Source organism: Pseudomonas baltica (assembly GCF_014235765.1).
Lineage (GTDB): Bacteria > Pseudomonadota > Gammaproteobacteria > Pseudomonadales > Pseudomonadaceae > Aquipseudomonas > Aquipseudomonas baltica.
Genome location: NZ_JACMYH010000002.1, coordinates 399,335 through 419,099, shown reverse-complemented (window position 1 = coordinate 419,099; position 19,765 = coordinate 399,335). Strand labels below are relative to the sequence as shown.

Genomic DNA, 19,765 nt, shown 5'->3' with positions numbered 1-19,765 from the left:
CCAATGCGACAGGCATACTTGAGCGTAGCAGTGCCGCCCGCCGTGCACCGGTCGTCGGCGCATGGCAATGGCACAAATCCGTTGTCTGCATGCGCTCTAACGCGCTAAGGTTCGACTCCCCCGCCGCTCATAATCATGCTGTGCCTCGCCGTGCGGGGTTCGCTGGCGGCCGGCACCCGTGACCTGACGAGTAACACGATGGCTGACCTACCGATCGACGACCTAAACGTCGCTTCCAACGAAACCCTCATCACCCCTGCGCAGCTGAAGCGGGAAATCCCGCTCAGTGCCGCCGCGCACACCACCGTGGCCGCTGGCCGTGAAGTGGTGCGCGATATTCTCGATGGGCGTGACCATCGCCTGTTCGTGGTCATCGGCCCGTGCTCGATCCACGACATCGATGCAGCGCACGAATATGCGCGCAGGCTCAAAGCGCTGGCCGCCGAAGTCTCGGACACCCTGTACCTGGTCATGCGCGTGTACTTCGAAAAGCCGCGCACCACGGTGGGCTGGAAAGGCCTGATCAACGATCCGTACCTGGACGACTCGTTCAAGATCCAGGACGGTCTGCACATCGGTCGGAAACTGCTGCTGGATCTGGCCGAAATGGGCCTGCCTACCGCGACCGAGGCGCTGGACCCGATTTCGCCGCAGTACCTGCAGGACCTGATCAGTTGGTCGGCCATCGGCGCGCGCACCACCGAATCGCAAACCCACCGTGAAATGGCTTCGGGCCTGTCCTCGGCCGTGGGCTTCAAGAACGGTACCGACGGCGGCCTGACCGTGGCCATCAACGCGTTGCAGTCGGTGTCCAGTGCGCATCGGTTTCTGGGCATCAACCAGGAAGGTGGCGTATCCATCGTCACCACCAAGGGCAATGCCTACGGCCACGTGGTGCTGCGCGGCGGCAACGGCAAGCCCAACTACGACTCGGTCAGCGTGGCGGTGTGCGAGCAGGCGCTGGAAAAAGCAGGCATCAAGGCCAACATCATGGTCGACTGCAGCCACGCCAACTCCAACAAGGACCCGGCACTGCAACCGCTGGTGATGGAGAACGTGGCCAATCAGATCCTGGAAGGCAACCAGTCGATCATCGGCCTGATGGTGGAAAGCCATTTGAATTGGGGCAGTCAGTCGATTCCCAAGGACTTGGGCGACCTGCAGTACGGCGTATCGGTCACCGATGCGTGCATCGACTGGGCCAGCACTGAAAAGACACTGCGCAGCATGCACGCCAAACTCAAGGATGTGTTGCCCAAGCGTAGCCGCTGAAGCCAAGGGCCGGGTCAATAGCTTCCACTGACCCGGCCTTGCGGCATGCAGATGCAGCCTGGCTTTCTACAGCTTGGCCGCACGGCGCTGGTGGCGTTCCATGTAGCGCTCGACATAGGAGCACGACGGGATCACCGTGTAGCCATGGCTCTCGGCGTAGTCCAGAGCCTGCTCGGTAAGTGCCGCAGCAATGCCCCGGCCGCGCAAGGCATTGGGTACGAAGGTGCGGTAGATGTCCAGGGTCTGTTTGCCCAGGTCCATGTAGGTGAGGTACGCACGGTGGCCGTCGATATTGATTTCGAACTGGTGACCGGCCTGGTCGTGGTGGATCGAAAGCGCCTCGCTCATCGCGTTTCCTCGCGGGTCTTGGATTTAGACCTCTACCTTACCGCTCTTTGTACAACGAAGAAACAGTTGCGCAGGCCTGTGCCGATTTTGTCATCAAACGCAATCGTGATGCCTGCAGCGGCAGCAAACAACATCAGCGTACAGGCGAGTTGATTGTCTTCGCCGCAACTCATTTTCGACTTCCCGGCCACCCCTCAACTGCGTGCGGCCGAAGACATTTAAACCCTGCCTTAGTTCATGCATCAGGCAATTACGCGATGCACTTGCGCACGCCCCTGGGTTGCGCCCAACCAGCGCTAGACCGTGGTTTGCGGCTTACGTTCCGCACCTCGGGGCATGGGTGGATTTTTTTTCATCTCTTGCGCTGCGTCCGTTTACTTACTACAAGTAATGAGTAGTATGTACGGCGGCTAGTTTCTCATTCATGAGAAATGGCTACTTAAAAGAATGTCCTTCGAAGGGGAACACAATGAACAATGCTCTGAAATTCTCTGCACTGGCCCTGGCCGCCGTTCTGGCTACCGGTTGCAGCAGCGCAACCAAAGAAACCGAAGCTCGCCTGACCGCTACCGAAGACGCCGCTGCGCGCTCGCAAGCCCGTGCCGACGAAGCCTACCGCAAGGCTGACGAAGCGCTGACCGCCGCTCAGAAAGCCCAGCAGACTGCCGACGAAGCCAACGAGCGCGCTCTGCGCATGCTCGACAAGGCCAGCCGCAAGTAACAGCCTTTTCCGAGGCTGTAAAAAAACCGACCCAATGGGTCGGTTTTTTTATGGGCGCAGCAGCAGCCGACTAGGGTGCGGGCGGGCTGCCGGGCGCGCTGCTGATCATCGGGACACCCGCCCCGGCAATTTCGACCGGCAGGCCGTCTTCGGCGGCGACCACATCACGGACCACGTCCCAGTTCATCTTGATGTCCGGGGCGAAGTCGCGACGGTTGAGCAACGCATTGATGACGGCGGTGTGCCTGTCCAGGGTCACCGGATCACCCTTGTCGGTCAGTTGCGCGTGGGCTTCCAGGTACACCTTGCCGCCGCTCATGCCGAACTTGTAGGACTCGTTCATGATGCGCACGCCAGTTCCAACCGGCACCATGCTGGCCAGCTCCAGCACGTTGTCGTTGTACATGCGGAAGCAGCCATGACTGGTGCGCATGCCGATGCCGAACTGCTTGTTCGAGCCGTGAATCAGGTAGCCCGGCAGGCCGAGGGTGAATTTGAAAGGCCCCAGCGGGTTGTCCGGGCCGGCAGGCACCACATTGGGCAGCGGATCACCGTCTGCAGCATGCTCGGCCTTGATCGAGGCCGGCGGCGTCCAGGTCGGATTCGGGGTCTTGGCGATGATCTTGGTGTGCGCGATGGGCGAGCCCCACCCTTCCCGGCCAATCCCCAGCGGATAGGTACGCACGACGTCCTCGCCCTTGGGGTAATAGTAGAGGCGGTACTCGGCCAGGTTGATGACGATGCCCTCGCGCGGACCCGGCGGCAAAATGAAGCGAGTCGGCAGGACAATCTGTGTACCAGCACCTGGCAGCCAAGGGTCGACGCCAGGATTGGCGTCGACCATTTCCAGATAGCCGAGGTCATTGGCCGTCGCGATGTCGGCGAAGGTGTCCTCGTACTTGGCGGTGATGGTCTGCACCTGGCCGATGATGTCTTCACCCGCAGGTGGCAACGGGAATTCCAGCGCCATGGCCGGCGTCGCTGCGAATGCGGCGGCCAGCAACAGGCTGCGGGTGAGGACGGAAAGGCTCGGCGGCATCCAGGAAATCCTTGGTCGAACTGAACGGGACAATGCCCCGATTGTACGCGCAGTTGCCGGGCGCGTGTAGACGGGGGCCGTCAGGACGCCGATCAGGGGATCGACTGCAGCTCGGGCCATACCGGTCGTGTGCCCTTGCGCTGGGCGAACAGGATGGCCCGGCACAGTTTGCACAGCCGCTGGTCACGAAAGATCAGCTTGTGCACTTCCAGCCAGCGCGGCTGGGCCGGGAGCAAGGTTCCACACAGGGTGCGATCCACCGAACCGCCCAGCTCCAGCTGACGCGCAGCCAGGTGCACGCGACTTTCCTGGCAGGCGAACAGGTCCAGCTGATCGTCGGGCTCGATCAATTGATAGGCAAACAGGGACCAGGCGGGACGCGGCATCGGGGGCTCCAAACAGGGGGCGCCACATTAGCCGAAAGCCCGCGCGCAGAAAAGCGTCAAAGCAAGGGTTTGAGCGTCGGCCAGACGTTTTCCAGCAGTTTGCCCTGGGCGCCAGCCGTGGGATGCACGCCGTCGGCCTGCATCAGTGTCGGCACCCCGCCGACCCCTTCGAGCAGAAATGGCACCAGGGCCACTTTTTTCTCTTCTGCCAGCGTGTGATAGACCTGGGCGAACGACTGGGTGTAACGCGCGCCGTAGTTGGGCGGCAACTGCATGCCCAGCAACAGGACCTCGGCGCCGGCCTTGCGGGAGACCTCGATCATCGACGCAAGATTCTGTTGCAATTGCGTTACGGGCATCCCGCGCAGGCCATCGTTGCCACCCAGCTCGAGCACGACCAGGTCCGGCTTGTGCGCTGCAAGCAGCGCGGGCAGCCGCGCCGAGCCATTGGCCGAGGTGTCGCCAGTGATCGAAGCGTTGACCACCTTGTCGCTGAAACCCTGCTGTTCCAGGCGCTGCTCGAGCAGCGCGACCCAGCCGGCACGGGTATCCAGGCCGAAAGCCGCGCTGATACTATCGCCAACGATCAGTACCGTACCTGCCGCTGCATTCTGGGCGGCCAACATCAGGCCCAGGCCAGCACTCATCAACCACATTCGCATCGGGACTCTCCATGGGCGCAAGCATTCTTACAGCGCGGAACCTTAGCAAAGTGGTCACCAGCGCGGAAGGTGAACTGACCATTCTGCACGAACTCTCGCTGGAATTGGCCAAAGGCGACAGCCTGGCCATCGTCGGCGCATCGGGTTCGGGCAAGTCTACCCTGCTCGGCCTGCTGGCCGGCCTCGACCTGCCCAGTGCGGGCAGCGTGACCCTGGCCGGCCAGGACCTGAGCACCCTCGACGAAGACCAGCGCGCGCGGGTACGAGCCGAACACGTCGGTTTCGTGTTTCAGTCGTTCCAACTGCTCGACAGCCTCAATGCCCTGGAGAACGTGATGCTGCCGCTGGAGCTCGACGGCCGCAAGGATGCCCGCGAACATGCGCGCACGTTGCTCGAACGGGTCGGCCTGGGCCAGCGTCTGACCCACTCGCCGCGCCAGCTCTCGGGCGGCGAACAACAGCGTGTCGCCATCGCCCGCGCATTCGCGGCCGAACCGGATGTGCTGTTCGCCGACGAGCCCACCGGCAATCTCGACAGCCATACCGGCGAGCGCATCAGCGACCTGCTGTTCGAGCTCAACAAGGAACGCGGTACCACCTTGGTGCTGGTAACCCACGACGAACGCCTGGCGCATCGCTGCCACCGCCTGATCCGCCTTGATGCCGGGCGCCTCGTCGCGCCCCTGGAGCCCTGATGGCCGGCCTGCCGATGTTGCGACTGGTGGCCCTTGCTGCCCGTCAGCTGTTGCGTGATGCGCGTTCCGGCGAGCTGCGCGTGCTGTTCTTCGCCTTGCTGGTGGCGGTTGCTGCCAGTACCGCAATCGGCTACTTCGGAGCACGCCTCAACGGCGCGATGCAGTTGCGCGCCACCGAGTTTCTCGGCGCAGACCTGATCCTGCAGGGCAGCAGCCCGGCGCGTCAGGAGCAGATCGATGCAGGCATCAACGCTGGCCTGGATCATGCGCGGGTAGTGGAATTCGCCAGCGTGATTGCCGCCGACAGTGGTATCCAGCTGTCCAGCGTCAAAGCGGTCGATGAGGCCTATCCCTTGCGCGGCGAGCTCAAGAGCGCAGCGCAGCCGTATGGCGAGGAAACCGCTGGGGACGGGCCCAGGCCCGGCGAGGCGTGGGCCGAGTCACGGCTGCTGGCCGCGCTGAACCTGAAAGTGGGCGATACCCTGGATGTAGGCAGCAAGACCTTGCGCCTGGCACGGGTGCTGACTTACGAGCCGGACCGTGCCGGCAATTTCTACAGCCTCACGCCCCGGGTGATGATCAACCTGCAGGACCTGGCTGCGACCAATGTAGTGCAACCGGGCAGCCGGGTGACCTACCGTGAACTGTGGCGCGGCGCTCCCGAACGGTTGGCCGGTTATCAGAAGCAGCTGGAGCCGGGACTCGAACCCAACCAGCGCCTGCGTGATGCCAGGGACAGCAACCAGCAGATCGGCGGCGCCCTGGGCAAGGCCGAGCGCTACCTGAACATGGCGAGCCTGGTGGCAGTGCTGTTGGCCGGCGTGGCAGTGGCCATGTCGGCCAGCCGCTTCGCCGCGCGACGTTTCGATGCCAGCGCCCTGCTGCGCTGCCTCGGCCTGTCGCGGCGCGAGGTGATGCTGATGTTCTGCGTGCAGCTGGCCCTGCTGGGGCTGCTGGCGTGCCTGAGCGGCGCGCTGATCGGCTGGCTGGCGCAGCTGGTGCTGTTCCAGATGCTGCACGGACTGCTGCCAGCCGTGGTACCGGCCGGAGGGCTGTTTCCTGCGCTGGCCGGCATCGGCACCGGGCTGGTGGCGCTGGCCGGTTTCGCCCTGCCGCCCCTGGCGGCCTTGGGCGCGGTGCCGCCCTTGCGCGTGCTGCGTCGTGATTTGCTGCCAGTGCCGCCAAGCACCTGGCTGGTGTATGGCACCGCGCTGCTGGCGTTGGGCTTGATCATGTGGCGGTTGAGCCTGGACCTGGTGCTGACGTTCGCCCTGCTCGCCGGCGGCCTGTTGGCGGCGCTGATCCTGGGTGGTCTGTTGTTGCTGGCTTTGAAAAGCCTGCGCCGCTTGCTGGCGCGTTCACCCCTGCCATGGCGCCTGGGGCTCGGGCAACTGCTGCGCCATCCCCTGGCGGCTGCCGGGCAGGCGTTGGCCTTCGGCCTGATCCTGCTGGCAATGACACTGATCGCACTGCTGCGCGGCGAGCTGCTGGACAACTGGCAGAACCAGCTACCCGAGGACGCGCCGAACTATTTCGCCCTGAACATCCTGCCGGACGAGCGCGATGCCTTTGCCGGCCACCTGCAGCAGGCCGGCGCCCGCTCGGCGCCGCTGTACCCGGTCATGCCGGGGCGTCTGGTCGACATCAACGATGCACCAGTGCAGGAGCTGGTCGAAAAAGACTCGCGCGGTGAACGCGCGGTGCAGCGGGACCTGAGCCTGACCTGGGCCGAGCACCTGCCCAATGGCAACCGGATAACCGCCGGGCAATGGTGGAATGCGGCCCAGCGCTCTGACGTACCTGGCGTGTCGGTCGAAGAAGGGGTGGCGCAGAGTCTGCATCTCAAGCTTGGCGACCGTCTGACGTTCAATATCGGCGGCTCCAACCGCGATGCCGTGGTCACCAGCCTGCGCACGGTGGACTGGAACAACTTCCAGCCCAACTTCTTCATGATCTTCCAGCCCGGCACGTTCGACGACCTACCGACCACCTACCTGACCAGCTTCTATATTGCGCCTGGTCATGATTCACAGGTGGTCGAACTGTCCAGGGCATTCCCGGCGGCCACCATTCTGGGGGTCGAGGCGCTGCTGGAGCAGCTGCGCAGCATCCTCGCCCAGGTGACCCTGGCGGTGGAGTACGTGCTGCTGTTCGTGCTGGCAGCGGGCATGGCGGTGTTGTTTTCCGGGCTGCAGGCCACGCTGGACGAACGCATCCGCCAAGGCGCGCTGCTCCGTGCGCTGGGTGCCGAGCGCAAGCTGCTGGTCAAGGCGCGGCGCATCGAGTTCGGACTGCTGGGCGCCGCCAGTGGTGTGCTGGCAGCACTGGGCAGCGAGTTGATCAGCTTCGTGCTGTATCGCTACGCCTTCGATCTGGTCTGGACGCCGCACCCCTGGCTGCTCTGCTTGCCATTGATCGGCGCGCTGCTGGTGGGTGGCGCCGGGGTGTTCGGCACCCGTCGAGCCCTCAACGCAAGCCCGTTGCAGGTGCTCAGGGAAGGCTGAAACGCCGCGGGCGATTCAGCGCAGCGTGATGAGCCCCTGCCGGGCGATGCGCACGGCATGGGCAATCACTTCGTGGGCGTCTCGGGCCGACGGTGCCTGGATCACGGCCAGCTCGAAGCTGTTGTCGGGCAGGCTCTTCAAGGCACTGTGCTGGTCGATGAAACGCGCCACGAACGCACCGGGCTTGCCACGGCGACGCGGCCAGCCATCGAGGCTGCGCAGCAGGTTCGGCTGATGCTGGCCAACCAGCAGGATACGGGGATTGCGCAGGGACGGGCTGGCCGGGATCGGCGCAAGGCAAACGATGGGACGGGGACAGTTCATGATGGTGTTCTCAGCCTCGACCGCTTCATGTGGGAGAGCTGGGCAGCGGTGGGAGGCATCACCGAACCAGCGCTTTAGCGGTATTTCGAGGGCTCGTGAAAACCCCCAGGCGCCCCGCAAGTAGCTGTCTAAATCGGCGCATGAGCGGTAATCCTAGTGAACGGGCAGGCACGAGTCAACCGCCTGACTCGCAGGGCTTGCGACGGATGCGCACCGGATTCAAGCAGGCTTGTAGGAAATCTGGTTTACGTACCAGAGCGCTTCGCCATCGGGGATCTGCACGACAATGTCGTCGCCCTCCTGCTTCTTCAGCAGGGCACGGGCCATGGGTGAGTCGATGGAGATATAGTCATTGCGGCCATAGATCTCGTCATAGCCAACGATGCGGAATGTCTTGCGCGCGCCCTCATCGTTCTCGATCTCGACCCAGGCACCGAAGAATACCCGCCCTTCCTGTTCGCGCGAATAATCGACGACCTTGACGTCTTCCAGGCGCTTGCGCAGGTAGCGCACCCGGCGATCGATCTCGCGCAGCAGTTTCTTGTTGTACTGGTAGTCGGCGTTCTCACTGCGATCGCCCAGCGATGCTGCCCAGGCGACCTTCTGCGTAATCTCCGGACGATAGACGCGCCACAGATGATCGAGTTCGGCCCTCAATGCCTCGTGCCCTTCACGGGTAATGATGTTCGTTGCCAACACGGTCTCCAGCCAGGCTCAAAGCCGTAGCCTACAGCAAACGCCCTGCCCTGCCAGTACGCCGGGCGTTCAGCGAGCAGACGCCAGCTTGCGGGCGCCGGGCTCCAGTGAGTCGCGTTCGCGAGCGAATGCCAGGTAGTACTTGTTCACACTGTTGACATAGCTCACCGAGGCCATGCCCATCTGCTCCATGGCGATGCGTTCGGTCTGGAAAAACCATTGATCGGGGTTGAGGCCGCGGCGGCGGGCCTCCTTGCGCATTGCCTGCACCCGCTCAGGGCCCATGTTGTAGGCGGCCAGGGTGAAGGCCATGCGTTCACGTTCGTTGAGTTTGTTGCTGGAAAAGAACTTGCGGCGAATCATCGCCAGGTATTTGGCCCCGGCCTGCACGTTGTTGTCGAGGTTCTGGATATTGCCCACGCCCACCCGCCGCGCCGCCGAGGGGGTGATCTGCAGCAGGCCGGTCGCGCCGCCACCACCACGGGCGGCCGGATCGAGCTTGGATTCCTTGAAGGCCAGCGCCGCGAGGTTGAGCCAGTCCATGTGCTGCTCGCGGGCGTGCCGCTGAAGCACCGGGCGCAGCTTTTCGAGGCGCTGGCGGTCGCTGCGGGCCAGTGGATAGTGAACCTTGTACAAGCCGCGGTAGACCTTGACGAAGGCGGCATCCTGGTCGCTCGGCGCCTTGTAAGAGGCCAGGAAGCGATCGACGCTGGCGCCCAGCTGCGGTGCGTCGCGGCGCACGTACCAGCTGACCGAGCCCGGTGCGCTGAGCACCACGCGACGGTCTACCCGCAGTCGCGGCATGACCTTGGCCCAACGCTCGGCGATGGGCAGTTCGACTACGGTCAACGGGTAGATCCCGGCTTGAACCATCTCCAGTACGTCTTCTGCGGCCAGGCTTGGGTCGACCCATTCGATGTCGATGGGCGCCAGCTTGCGCAACGCCAGTTTCTGGTTCAAGCGTTCGATTGCAGCGCCTGCGGCGCTGCCGTTGGACAGGGCCAGGGTCTTGCCGGCCAATTGTTCGACCCGTACGTAACGCCGCCCGCCTTTGCCGCCCACCAGCACGAAAGGCACATTGGCGACCACCGCATCGCTGACCGCGACCTTGCTGGAAGGATGCAGCTCCATCAACTCGCCCGGCGCGACCAGGTCGCCTTCGCCGCGCTGCAGGGCGCCGAGCAGTTGCTCCTTGGCGCGCGGGATGATCTTGAGCTGCAGCGCCTGGCCTTTGCCGGCATGAGCATTGAGATAACCTTGAAAAGCCTGCAGGCGGTGGTATTCGACGCCAATGGCCTGACCGCGAACCTGACCAGAGCTGTTGCGGCTCTGGTTGACCAGCACGCGCAATACCTTGCTCGACTGGATCTGCGCCAGGTCGCGGACCTTGGCCGGGTGCGCCGCCAGCGGTGGCCCCGCCGGACGAGCGGCCGCGGCCGAGGGCAGCCCGAGGGCCAGGCAGAGCATGACAATCAGTGATCTAAGGCCCATGGTTCCCCGGCAATGTCCTGAGCAGCCCCTCACGGACCGCCACAACCTTTTGAAGTTCTTGGCTTTCTTGCCAATCGCCAAGCTCTGGTATGCTTTTCGCCTCCTGCTTCGAGGTAGCACCATGCAACTCATCGATATCGGCGTCAACCTTACCAACGACAGCTTCGCGCAGAAGCACGAGGCGGTTCTGCAGAGGGCCTACGAGGCCGGAGTCTGTCAGCTGGTGCTCACCGGGACCAGCGTCGAAGGCAGCGAACAGGCGCTGCAACTGTGCCAGCGGTGGGATGAGTCGGGCGAGCGGCTGTTCAGCACTGCGGGCATTCATCCACACAGCGCCAGCGAGTGGAACGGCGACAGCGCCGCACGCCTGCGCGACCTGCTGCGCCTGCCGCAGGTGAAGGCCGTAGGCGAATGCGGCCTGGATTTCAATCGAGATTTCTCGCCGCGCCCACAGCAGGAAAAGGTGCTGCAGGAGCATCTGGCCCTGGCCGTGGAGCTGCAGCTGCCAGTATTCCTCCACGAGCGCGACGCCCACCAGCGCCTGCTGGACATTCTCAAGGACTACCGCGACCACCTGCCTGCTGCCGTGGTGCACTGCTTTACCGGCGAGCGCCAGGCGTTGTTCGGCTATCTGGACCTGGACCTGCACATCGGTATCACCGGCTGGATCTGCGACGAGCGTCGCGGCACCCACCTGCACCCGCTGGTGGGCAGCATTCCTGCCGCGCGGTTGATGCTCGAGAGCGATGCCCCGTACCTGCTGCCGCGCACCTTGCGCCCCAAGCCCAAGAGCGGCCGCAACGAGCCGGCCTTCCTCACTGAGGTCCTGCGTGAAGTGGCCCTGCATCGCGGTGAAAGCGTGGCCGAACTGGCGCTGAGCACGACGGCCTGCGCGCGGGCGTTTTTCGCCCTGCCTGAAATCCCCAGCGCCGCAGCTGGCCTCTATGGCGCCGATAGCGAAGCTTGATTCGCGGCCAATGCCAGGGCTGACTATTATCGTTCTCAACTGATCCGGACCAGGATAGAGCTGAACAATTCGCCGGTGGCAGGACTCTACAGGTCATGCCATCCAGAAATGGCTCAAGCGACATCGTCTTGTTGATCCAGGTCCCGTTGCACCGCGCCCAGGGAGCATTGAGCCATGAACGACACCACCGCATTGAAGATCGTCAACGACCCGAACAACGGCCTGCGTGTGTCGCGCGCCATTGCCCTGCCATTGCTGGCTCTTTCAGCCTTGATGCTGGTCGATGCCGCCGCCTGTGCCAGCATTGGCGAAGCGGCCATCGGTGTCATTGGCCTGGTCGCCGCGTTCGCCCTGGGCCGCGGCCAGCGTGAACCCAGCCAGGCCGAGCTCAGCCAAAAACTGTCACCGTCTGCCGGCTGATAGCCAGCAGCTCCCCCTCGGGGTTCCACATGGCCGCAGAGGTGTGCCCGTAGCCATCGCGGGCATGCTCGATCAGGGCCTGGTAGCGGCACCAGTCGCCGCTGCGCATTGCAGGCATCGGTTGAATGAACTCGATAGTCCAGGTCAGGCTGCTGCCAGGTGCAGGCTTGCTCAAATAGGGCAGCAATGCAGGCGGCCAGGCGTCGCCCAATACCAGTAACAACGCTTCGGTGATTGGCTCATCGCGATCATGCTCACGCAGCTGCATCCATCCGCCGATACCGGCGACCGGCGTATTGCTGAATGGCAGCGCGCCGATTCCCCAGCGCATGTCCAGATGGCGAATGTACTCCGGCGTCACCCCAGGCAGGTAGGGCAACGCCGTGGATTGCTCCAGCGTTTTCATGGCCGGTACCGGCACTGCGCTGAGGGTGATCGCCGATTCGCGCGGTAGACCGAAGCTGGCCTGGACCACGGTCATGGTGCGTCCGTTCTGCACTGCCCGCGCCAGCACCGAGGTCACCGCACTGCCCTCGCGCAATATTTCCACCTGTAGATCCATGGGGACTTCCAGTTCGGCTGGCCCTACGAACGTGATCGCCATCGAACGCACCGGCCGGCCAGGGACCTGCGCCGCCATGGCCTCGTGCAGCAAAGCGGCCATGAGCCCGCCGTAGCAGGCGCGACCCTGGCTCCATTCGCGAGGTACGGTAACGCTGTGGGGTGGACGTCGTGCGCTTGCCAGCAAGTCGCGAAGGTTCATGGGCCGGCCTTGGGGTGGTTGTCGATGGGCTTGATGGTAGACAGCTCGGCGTCAGCGCGCAGCTTTCATATCGGCCAATTTCCAGTTCAAGCGGTCGTCGAGGCATGCTGCGCTACGAAGTCACGCGCCCAGCCGTACGGCCCAGTTGCCGGCGCAAGCGGGTCAGCGCAGCACGCAATTGCTCGCGCGAAACCGGTCGACCGCCATAGCGCTGGGCCATGAAGGCGTAGGCGAAGGTCAGGATTGCCTCGCTTTGCGCGGGCAAATGAACGGCTGCGCGCTCGGCGAAGGCCATGGCGCCCTCGCCGGCATGGCGCACCAGGCCACGACGGCGCAACAGGCGCTCGAACGCTGCGAACTCCTTGAGCTGCGGATCGACCCGCCGGCGCCAGGGCTTGAGCAGCCAGACACTGGCCAGCAGCATGAACGACAGCCCGCCGATCGGCAGCGCCCAGCGTTGCAGGCCCTGGAACCAGCGGGCGAGAAATTCGATCTGGCGCTCGCCCTGATACTCCAGCACCCAGCGCTGCCATCCGTAGTTGAGGTTGTCCCATTGCAGGCGCAGGTCGTTGAGCCAGGTCATATGAGGGTAGCGCAGCGGCGAAAAGGGTGAGCCGGCAAGGAATTCCTCGTCGGCCGACAGCGCCTGCTGCAGGCCCTGCTCGACCCGCGCCGGGGCCACCGCCGCAGTGGGATCGGCCCGTTGCCAGCCGGTGCCTGCCTGCCAGTATTCGACCCAGGCATGGGCTTCGAACTGGCGCACGGTCAGGTAATTGCCCGCCGGGTTGAGTTCGCCGCCCTGGTAGCCGGCCACCACCCGCGCGGGCACCCCTGCCACACGCAAGGCATAGACCATGGCCCCGGCGTAGTGGGCGCAGAAGCCGCGCCGGCTGTCGAACATGAATTCGTCGATACTGTCGCGGCCCAGTACTGGCGGATTGAGCGTGTAGTGAAAAGGCAGTTCGCGAAACTGCCGCAGCATTTCATCCACCAGTGCCTGAGGCGTGTCGAAACGGGCACGCAGACCCTGTGCCCACTGGCGCGTGCGCGGATCGCCCTGGGCCGGCAGTTGCAGCGCGGTACGCAGCGCCGGGGCGGCCAACTGCGGCTCGCGAATCACCTGCGGCCACGACGTCACCGCGTACATCAGTGGCTGGTCGACCGGACGGCGGCGCTGCAGGCGGCCATCGCTCAACTGGCGCACGCCGGGCAGCGCGGTACGTGCCACGTCCAGCGCAAACAACCAGGGCTTGCCGCTGGGCTGCTGGATGATCTGATAATCCAGGGACGGACCCGTTGGCTGCCAATCCGCTGCCAGTTGGGTCTGGATCCACGGCGACTGGCTCCAGGTCCGGCCGTCGTAGACATCCAGGCTCAGGGCACGCCAATAGAGGTCGCGCTTGGCCGGTATGGCGCCGTCGAAGCTGGCACGAAAGGCTACTTCGCCGGACTGGCTGAGACTGGCGACGTCGGCCGGGCTCATGCTTTCCGACAGGCCGGTCACGCCCTGGCCCGGCTTGGGCAGCGGCAGCGACCAGAGCGGTTCCAGGCGTGGGAAGAACACGAACAACAGCAGCATCAGCGGCAGTGCCTGCAACACCAGGCTGCCCGCCAGTTTCAACGTCGCCATGGGCCGGGCAATCAGCTGGGTCTGCTGCAGACCGATCAGGGCCGCCATTAAGGCCAGCAGCGGCAACACGCTGTAGAGCGCCCAGCCCAGGCTGGCATCGAACAGATAGGCCACTGCCAGACAGAACAAGCCGAGGAAAATCACCACGCGGGCGTCGCGGGCAGTCTGCATCTCCAGCAGCTTGAGCAGGAACGCCGCCACCAGCAGCGCGGCGGTGGCCTCCAGGCCCACCCAGGTGCCGCTGGACAGATAGACGCCGGCGGCCACCGCGAGCATCAGCGCCACCTTGATCAGCCGCCCCGGATAGCGCGCACGCATGCGAAACACCTGCACGCGCCACAGCGTGCAACCCAACCACAAGCCCAGCAGCCACAACGGCACGTGCCACCACAGCGGTACCAGTACCAGCGATTGTGCCAGCAGCAGCCAGGTCAGGCTGACGCGCGGAATGGCGACGGGCGTACTCATGGCTGCTCTCCAAACAGCGCCAACGCCCGCAGGCACGCTTCGCGATGAGCATCGCCGCTGTCGGTGTCGAGGCGATTGCCGGGCAGCTGCAAGGCGAACGGTCGCTGCTCGCGGGACAGGGTCAGTACCCAGTAGCAGAGCCGCGACAAGCGCTGTTCGACATCGCCGCCCAGTGCCACGAAGTCCAGGCACAGCTCCTGGCCGCGAAGGTCGGCGAAGTCCTTGACCAGCAGTCCTTCACCGCGCGACCAGGCCTTCCAGTGCATTCGCCGCCAGGAATCACCGGGCTGGTATGGCTTGAGGCCTTGGAAATCATCCACGCCCTGGCCGTGCAGACGCTGCGCCTGGTCTTCGATGTCGGCCGATTCGCTGTGCAGCGTTGGCACTTCGCCTTGCAGGGGCTGGGGATACACCAGCACGCGCTGGCCCAGATCGACCCAGGTCCAGGCCATCAGCACTCCCAATGGAAAGCTGGTTTCCACGCGCATGCGCGGTGCTACCAGCCAGCCGCGGCGCTCGGTAGGCAGGCTCAATTCCAGCGCCTGTACATGATCGGGGGCAACGTCGCTGCGTTGCAGTTGCCGGGCATCCCAGCCAACGCCAATGGCCTGGTGCTCCTTGCCGCCGCTTTCCAGGCGCAAGCCAAAGCGTGCCTGCTCGCCGACGAACACCGAAGTGGCGCCGTTGCCACTGACGAGCAACCCACTAAGGTTGCGATAGGTGTGCAGGATGGCCACGACGAACACCGAACCCAGCAGGAACACCAAGGCGTAGGCCAGGCTGTTCTGGTAGTTGATCGCGGCGAGGAATATCAGCAGCAAGACGACGATGAAGCCCGTTCCGCTGCGGCTGGGGAAGATGAAGATTCGGCGCTGATCCAGCTCGATGCGCGGCGCCGCTGGCAGCCGACGCACCTGCCAGCGCCGCCAGCGCTCGCCCAGCAGACGCTTCACAGCGCAGGCACCTCCCGCAGCAGCCACTGCACCAGCGCCCCGCCACCTTGTCCGGCGGGGTCGGCGCGCTCGCGCAGGCGATGACTGGCCACCGACGGCAGCACGGCTTGCACGTCCTCGGGAATCACGTAGTCGCGGCCGATCAGCAACGCCCAGGCCTTGGCGGCAGCAAGCAGCGCCAGACTGCCACGCGGCGACAGCCCGTAGGCAAACTGGGGCTGGCTGCGGGTAGCTTCCACCAGGCGCAGTACGTAATCCACCAAAGCGTCGCTGGCGCGTACCGTCCGCCAGCACCAGTTCGGCGAAGATCGGCCCGGGGTGGAACACGAAGCGGCCGGTGTCTTTGTCGAACACCGAAGTGCCGAGGATGTCGCTGGGCAACAGATCGGAAGTGAACTGGATGCGCTGGAAACTCAGGCCCAGCACCTTGGCCAGGGTGTGGCTCAAGATAGTCTTGCCCATGCCGGGCAGGTCCTCGATGAGCAGATGACCGTCGGCGATCAGGCAGGTCATCGCCAGGCGAACCTGGGTTTCCTTGCCCAGCAAGACTTCGTTGACCGCTTGCAGGCACTCATCCAGTCGACTGCGCATGGCAGACACTCCGTGTCGATACTACGTCTGCAGAACGCGCCCGGCGCCTTGCGGCGACCTTGGGCGACTACCGTACTTCAACGTCCGGCGCGTGACTCACGAATGTAGAACCGCGCCTTCTCGGCCTTGCTGGTGCAGCCTTCGAAGGCTTCGAACTGTTGCTGGGTCTTGGCCCCGGTGAGCAGGGACAGGGCCTTGGAATAGCTGACGGTTCCGGCCAGGCCCTCGGCCTTGGCCAGATCGAGTTCATGCCAGGCACCATCGAGCTGGGTGGCGCAGCTATCGCGGTAGGCGGTCTTGCCGGCACAACCACTCAAGGCCAGTGCCACCAGTGGCACACAGATCCAGGCTTTCATCGATGACACCTCGGGAAAAACATCAGGGTAATGCTGGGTCAGACGGTATGCCATCTAAAAAGTGCCGTTGCCAGGACCACGGTTTGCCATTGTGGGAGTGGCATGTCAGTCGGGGCTTGCCAGTCGGTAGCCTACGCCAGGCTCGGTGACGATGAAGCGCGGCGCGGCTGGGTCGTCGTCCAGCTTCTGGCGCAGGTGGCCGACGACGATGCGCAGGTAGTGGGTGTCGTCGACATGGGTGGGGCCCCAGATATCCTTGAGCAGCTGCTGCTGGGTGATGACGCGCCCTGGATGGCGCGCCAGTTGTGCCAGCACTGCATATTCCTTGCGGGTCAGGGCCACCGGCGCGTCGTTGAGGATGACTCGGCGCAACGCCAGGTCGACCTGCAGAGGCCCCAATTGCAAGGCAGACTCCAAGGTTTCGCTGCCGCTGGACTGACGCAACAGCGCACGGACTCTGGCGAGGAACTCCTGAATGCCGAAGGGCTTGGTCACGTAGTCGTTGGCGCCACCGTCCAGGGCCTGGACCTTCTGCGCCTCGCTGGCGCGGACCGAGAGCACCAGAACCGGCACGGTACTCCACTGGCGCAGCTGCTCGAGCACCTGCTGGCCGTCCATGTCCGGCAGACCGAGGTCCAGCACCACCAGGTCGGGGCGCATCAGGGCGGCCTGGCTCAGGCCCTCGGCGCCGGTGCCCGCTTCGATCACCTTGTAGCCCTGTGATGCCAGGCTGATGCGCAGGAACTTGCGAATCTGCGGCTCGTCGTCGATGACCAGAAGCGTGTTGGCCAGGGCGTTGCTGGCCCCAGAGGTGCTGGAAAGGTTCATGCTCAGGTGTCCGGGTCTGCGCCCGGTTGAGCGCGCAGTGGCAAGCATAAGGCGATGCAGGTGCCTTGGCCATCGATGCCGCTGGTCACTTCGACACGACCGCCATGGGCGCCAACCATGCCCTGACAGATCGCCAGGCCCAGCCCCGTGCCCTGCCCGCCCCGATCACCCCGAGCAGCGGTGTAGAACATGTCGAATATCTTCGCCCGCTCGGCTTCGGGAATGCCGGGGCCCTCGTCGCTGACCGCCAGCACCAGGCTGTCGTCGCGCACGCTGGCCGACACCTGCAGGCGCCCGCCGAGCGGCGAGAACCGAGCGGCATTCTCCAGCACATTGACCAAGGCCTGCTCGATCAGCGCCGCATGCACATGCAGCAGGGGCAGTTGCGCAGGCACCTGCACCTGGACCTGCAACGGCGCCAGGGGTGCGCGCAGCCGAGCCACGGCGCTGGCGACGATATCGCCGGCTGCCACCCAGTCCCGAGCCAGCTTGAGGGCGCCGTGGCCCAGGCGCGTCATGTCCAGCAGGTTCTGAATGTAGCGGTCCAGGCGCTCGGCTTCGTCACGGGTGACTTCGAGCAAGGCCTGGCGATCGTCCGGCGCCAGCGCCGTGCCCAGGGCCAGCAGGCTGTCGATACTGCCGCGCATGGCCGTCAGCGGTGTGCGCAAGTCATGGGACACCGAGGCCAGCAAGGCACTGCGCAACTGTTCAGTTTCACCGTGCAGGCGCGCCGCCTCCAGGTCATGGGCCAGGTTGGCCCGCGCCAGTGCCTGGGCCACCGGCTGCACCAGCGCCTCGAGCAAGCGTCGACCATGGCCGTCGAGCCGCCCGGGCTGTCGCTCGCTCACCGCCAGCAGCGCCAGCACCTGCCCTTCCAGGGTCAGCGGCAACCACCACCAGCGCCCGGCGGGCAACGTCGCCGTGCCCAGCCCAGCCGGCTGGGCATGGTTGCCGGCCCACTGCGCGGCGGCCAGTTCGGTGGTCGAGAACTGCGCTGTGCTGCTGTGGGCCACCTTCCAGCCCTGCTCGCCGCGCTCGAGCAGACAGATGTCCAGCCCAGGCCAACCGTGCAAGTGCTGCGCGGCCGCGCTGAACACCGCCTGGCGGTCGGTCGCCGCCGCCAGCAGCCGGGACAGTTCCAGCAGTTGCGCGGTGTGCGCCTGGGTTTCGCGCAGGGCACTGAGCTGCTGACGCTGGCGTGCCGCCAGATTGCCCGTGAGCGCCGCCATCAACAGAAAGAACAGCAGGGTCAAGACGTCTTCCTGACGCTGGATGCTCAGGGAAAAGTTGGGCGGAATGAACAGAAAGTCGTACGCCAGGAACGACAGCGCCGCGCAGCTGAGCGCCGGCCCCGGGCTGCTGCGTACCGCCACCAGCAGCACTGCGGCGAGAAATACCAGAGAGATATTGGGCAGGTCCAGCACCTGCGCCACCGCCCAGGCCAGTCCGCTGGCCAGCAGCGTGGCGGTCAGCGCCAGGGCATATTCGCGCCGGCGTCCAACGGGCCGCGCACGGCGTGGTTGCGGCGCATGTTCTTGAGTCCGCGCCAGTACGTTGATCTCGATGCCGCTGGGCTGGCGCAGCAAGCGCTCGGCCAGGCCCGCGCCGAAGCGGCGTCGACGCGACTGGCCGACCAGCACCAGATTGGCGCGACGGTCGGCGGCATGCTGCAGCAAGGTCCTGGCCACTTCCGCATCGCGCAGCTCCACCACCTCGCCGCCCAGGCGTTCGGCCATCTGCTGGGCCAGCTGCAGGCGCTGGCGCGCCGCTTCGTCGAGTAGCGCGCCGTTATCCACATGGACCACCGACCAAGGCAGATGGCGGCGACGCGCGACGCGGCTGGCGTGGCGCACCAGGCGCTCGGCCTGCTCGTCGCCGGCAATGCCCACCAGCAGCCGTCCCCGGACGCTGGGAGCCTGCTGGCCGAGGCTGCGATAACCTTCGTGCAGATCGTCGTCGACCTGGGCCGCCGCTGTTTGCATGGCCAGCTCGCGCAGGGCGCTGAGATTGGTCTGGGTGAAGAACGCGTCGATGGCCGCCCGCGCCTGCTCGGGCACGTACACCTTGCCCTCGCGCAGGCGTTCGAGCAGCTCGCGCGGCGGCAGGTCGATCAGCAGCAGATCGTCGGCTTCCTGCACCACCCAGTCGGGCAGGGTTTCGCGCACCTGCACGCCGGTGATCGTCTGGACCTGGTCGTTCAGGCTTTCCAGGTGTTGCACGTTGACCGTGGTGTAGACGTCGATACCGGCGGCGAGCAGCTCCTGCACGTCCTGCCAGCGCTTGGCGTGGCGGCTGCCGGGGGCATTGCTGTGCGCCAGTTCGTCGACCAGCACCAGGGCCGGGCGGGCAGCGAGCACCGCGTCCAGGTCCATTTCCTCCAGCATCACGTCGCGGTACTGGCAACGCAGCAGCGCCTGCTGAGGCAGGCCGACCAGCAGCGCTTCGGTTTCTGCACGACCGTGGGTCTGTACCACCGCGGCCAGTACGGTGATGCCCTGACGCTGACGGGCATGGGCGGCCTGCAGCATGGCGTAGGTCTTGCCAACGCCGGGGGCGGCGCCAAGAAACACTTTCAAACGCCCACGCCCAGTGCTGGGCAAGGCAGCCAGCAAGGCATCGGCGCGGCCGGAATCACTCATGGCGCAGGCTCG

19 protein-coding genes and 1 pseudogene are annotated in these 19,765 nt (G+C 65.1%); 6 read left to right on the top strand and 14 right to left on the bottom strand.

Features of this window, described 5'->3' with window-relative positions:
- Positions 1–198: 198 nt before the first annotated feature.
- Positions 199–1,272, top strand: a complete 1,074-nt coding sequence (locus H7993_RS11385) for a 3-deoxy-7-phosphoheptulonate synthase (protein WP_122476765.1) — start codon at positions 199–201, stop codon at positions 1,270–1,272.
- 66 nt (positions 1,273–1,338) lie between these two features.
- On the opposite strand, the gene H7993_RS11380 is transcribed toward H7993_RS11385, so the two are convergent.
- Complete coding sequence (locus H7993_RS11380) at positions 1,339–1,620, bottom strand: GNAT family N-acetyltransferase (protein ID WP_122476082.1); 282 nt, start codon at positions 1,618–1,620, stop codon at positions 1,339–1,341.
- A 469-nt stretch (positions 1,621–2,089) separates the two neighbouring features.
- Here H7993_RS11380 and H7993_RS11375 point away from each other — a divergent pair, with 469 nt between their 5' ends.
- Entirely contained in the window at positions 2,090–2,341 is a 252-nt protein-coding gene (locus H7993_RS11375; protein ID WP_122476084.1) for an Lpp/OprI family alanine-zipper lipoprotein, read from the top strand.
- Between the two features lie 70 nt (positions 2,342–2,411).
- Here H7993_RS11375 and H7993_RS11370 read toward each other — a convergent pair whose 3' ends face one another.
- From H7993_RS11370 to H7993_RS11360, 3 genes are all read right to left on the bottom strand, one after another.
- On the bottom strand, positions 2,412–3,380 hold the full coding sequence (locus H7993_RS11370; protein WP_185794453.1) for a L,D-transpeptidase family protein: 969 nt from the start codon (positions 3,378–3,380) through the stop codon (positions 2,412–2,414).
- Positions 3,381–3,472: 92 nt separating this feature from the next.
- Positions 3,473–3,766: a hypothetical protein gene (locus H7993_RS11365; protein ID WP_122476088.1), complete on the bottom strand. Its 294-nt coding sequence runs from the start codon at positions 3,764–3,766 to the stop codon at positions 3,473–3,475.
- Positions 3,767–3,822: 56 nt separating this feature from the next.
- Entirely contained in the window at positions 3,823–4,428 is a 606-nt protein-coding gene (locus tag H7993_RS11360; protein WP_185794452.1) for an arylesterase, read from the bottom strand.
- 11 nt (positions 4,429–4,439) lie between these two features.
- Between H7993_RS11360 and H7993_RS11355 the strand changes: the two genes are divergently transcribed.
- Entirely contained in the window at positions 4,440–5,123 is a 684-nt protein-coding gene (locus H7993_RS11355) for an ABC transporter ATP-binding protein (protein WP_185794451.1), read from the top strand.
- A complete protein-coding gene (locus H7993_RS11350; protein WP_185794450.1) occupies positions 5,123–7,627 on the top strand; it encodes an ABC transporter permease in 2,505 nt (834 codons plus the stop codon). Before H7993_RS11355 ends, H7993_RS11350 begins: the two co-directional genes overlap by 1 nt.
- A gap of 15 nt (positions 7,628–7,642) precedes the next feature.
- Here H7993_RS11350 and H7993_RS11345 read toward each other — a convergent pair whose 3' ends face one another.
- From H7993_RS11345 to H7993_RS11335, 3 genes are all read right to left on the bottom strand, one after another.
- A complete protein-coding gene (locus H7993_RS11345) occupies positions 7,643–7,951 on the bottom strand; it encodes a class I SAM-dependent methyltransferase (RefSeq protein ID WP_122713797.1) in 309 nt (102 codons plus the stop codon).
- Between the two features lie 219 nt (positions 7,952–8,170).
- Positions 8,171–8,647, bottom strand: coding sequence for a transcription elongation factor GreB (gene greB / locus H7993_RS11340; protein WP_122476096.1), 477 nt, complete (start codon positions 8,645–8,647; stop codon positions 8,171–8,173).
- Between the two features lie 69 nt (positions 8,648–8,716).
- Complete coding sequence (locus H7993_RS11335) at positions 8,717–10,138, bottom strand: MltF family protein (RefSeq protein ID WP_185794449.1); 1,422 nt, start codon at positions 10,136–10,138, stop codon at positions 8,717–8,719.
- Positions 10,139–10,259: 121 nt separating this feature from the next.
- On the opposite strand from H7993_RS11335, the gene H7993_RS11330 reads away from it, so the two are divergent.
- Together H7993_RS11330 and H7993_RS11325 are read left to right on the top strand one after the other, a co-directional pair.
- On the top strand, positions 10,260–11,105 hold the full coding sequence (locus H7993_RS11330) for a TatD family hydrolase (RefSeq protein ID WP_185794448.1): 846 nt from the start codon (positions 10,260–10,262) through the stop codon (positions 11,103–11,105).
- Between the two features lie 174 nt (positions 11,106–11,279).
- A complete protein-coding gene (locus tag H7993_RS11325; protein ID WP_122476099.1) occupies positions 11,280–11,525 on the top strand; it encodes a hypothetical protein in 246 nt (81 codons plus the stop codon).
- On the opposite strand, the gene H7993_RS11320 is transcribed toward H7993_RS11325, so the two are convergent.
- The 7 genes and pseudogenes from H7993_RS11320 to H7993_RS11290 all read right to left on the bottom strand — a co-directional run bounded on the left by H7993_RS11320 (position 11,494) and on the right by H7993_RS11290 (position 19,753).
- Positions 11,494–12,288 carry an acyl-CoA thioesterase gene (locus H7993_RS11320; RefSeq protein ID WP_185794447.1) on the bottom strand — a complete coding sequence of 265 codons (795 nt, stop codon included), beginning with the start codon at positions 12,286–12,288 and terminating at the stop codon, positions 11,494–11,496. The genes H7993_RS11325 and H7993_RS11320 overlap by 32 nt on opposite strands.
- A gap of 112 nt (positions 12,289–12,400) precedes the next feature.
- Positions 12,401–14,386: a transglutaminase TgpA family protein gene (locus tag H7993_RS11315; RefSeq protein WP_185794446.1), complete on the bottom strand. Its 1,986-nt coding sequence runs from the start codon at positions 14,384–14,386 to the stop codon at positions 12,401–12,403.
- Complete coding sequence (locus H7993_RS11310; RefSeq protein ID WP_425312002.1) at positions 14,383–15,366, bottom strand: DUF58 domain-containing protein; 984 nt, start codon at positions 15,364–15,366, stop codon at positions 14,383–14,385. The genes H7993_RS11315 and H7993_RS11310 overlap by 4 nt, the downstream gene beginning before the upstream one ends.
- Positions 15,336–15,930 (bottom strand): annotated as a pseudogene (locus H7993_RS11305) (AAA family ATPase). The gene H7993_RS11310 and the pseudogene H7993_RS11305 overlap by 31 nt, the downstream one beginning before the upstream one ends.
- A gap of 77 nt (positions 15,931–16,007) precedes the next feature.
- Complete coding sequence (locus H7993_RS11300) at positions 16,008–16,286, bottom strand: hypothetical protein (protein ID WP_122476107.1); 279 nt, start codon at positions 16,284–16,286, stop codon at positions 16,008–16,010.
- Positions 16,287–16,391: 105 nt separating this feature from the next.
- Positions 16,392–17,114 carry a response regulator gene (locus H7993_RS11295; protein WP_185794445.1) on the bottom strand — a complete coding sequence of 241 codons (723 nt, stop codon included), beginning with the start codon at positions 17,112–17,114 and terminating at the stop codon, positions 16,392–16,394.
- Between the two features lie 2 nt (positions 17,115–17,116).
- A complete protein-coding gene (locus H7993_RS11290) occupies positions 17,117–19,753 on the bottom strand; it encodes a sensor histidine kinase (protein ID WP_185794444.1) in 2,637 nt (878 codons plus the stop codon).
- Positions 19,754–19,765: the final 12 nt, after the last annotated feature.